The sequence below is a fragment of the Kitasatospora sp. NPDC001540 genome (genome assembly GCF_042894345.1).
Taxonomy (GTDB): domain Bacteria; phylum Actinomycetota; class Actinomycetes; order Streptomycetales; family Streptomycetaceae; genus Kitasatospora; species Kitasatospora phosalacinea_C.
In genome coordinates, this window is the sequence record NZ_JBIAVO010000098.1 from 1 (window position 1) to 1,142 (window position 1,142).

Below are 1,142 nucleotides of genomic sequence, written 5' to 3' on the forward strand. Positions count from 1 at the left end.
AGGGCAGGTTGCGGGCCATCACGATGCGCTGGACCTGGTTGGTGCCCTCGTAGATCTGGGTGATCTTCGCGTCGCGCATCATCCGCTCCACCGGGTAGTCCCGCGTGTAGCCGTACCCACCCAGCAACTGCACCGCGTCCACCGTGATCTCCATCGCCGCGTCCGACGCGTAGCACTTGGCCGCCGCGCCGAAGAACGTCAGGTCCCCGTCCCCGCGCTGCGACTTCGCCGCCGCCGCGTACGTCAACTGCCGGGCCGCCTCCAGCTTCATCGCCATGTCCGCCAGCATGAACTGCACGCCCTGGAAGTCACCGACGGGCTTGCCGAACTGCCTGCGCTCCCTCACGTACCCCTTCGCGTAGTCCAGCGCCCCCTGCGCGATCCCCAGCGCCTGCGCCGCGATCGTCACCCGGGTGTGGTCCAGCGTCCGCATCGCCGTCGCGAAACCCGTGCCCTCCGCACCGATCATCCGATCCGCCGGGATCCGCACGTCGTCGAAGTACACCTCCCGCGTCGGCGACCCCTTGATCCCCAGCTTCTTCTCCGGCGCGCCGAACGACACCCCCTCGTCGCCCTTCTCCACCACGAACGCCGAGATCCCCTTCGAGCGCTTGTCGGGATCGGTCACCGCCATCACCGTGTAGAACTCCGACACCCCCGCGTTGGTGATCCACCGCTTCACCCCGTTCAGCACCCAGAAGTCCCCGTCCCGCACCGCCCGCGTGCGCATCCCCGCCGCGTCCGAACCCGCCTCCGGCTCCGACAGGCAGTACGAGAACATCCCCTCCCCCCGCGCCAGCGCCCCCAGGTACTTCGCCTTCAACTCCTCCGACCCCGCCAACTGCACCGGCAACGACCCCAGCTTGTTCACCGCCGGGATCAACGACGACGACGCGCACACCCGCGCCACCTCCTCGATCACCAACACCGTCGCCAGCGCGTCCGCCCCCGCACCCCCGAACTCCTCCGGCACGTGCACCGCGTGCAGATCGGCCGCCCGCAACGCCTCCCACGCCTCCTGCGGGAACCGCCCCTCCTCGTCCACCGCCGCCGCGAACGGAGCGATCTTCGCCTCCGCCAACGCCCGCACCGACTCCCGGAGCATCACGTGCTCCTCGCCGAGCCGGTAGAGGTCGAAGTCC

Annotated in this window: 1 protein-coding gene; it reads right to left on the minus strand. The window is 69.8% G+C overall.

All coding sequences use genetic code 11. The annotated features are described in order from the left end of the window. On the minus strand, positions 1 to 1,142 hold a 1,142-nt coding region (locus tag ACFY00_RS38135; protein WP_388038887.1), incomplete at both ends, for an acyl-CoA dehydrogenase family protein.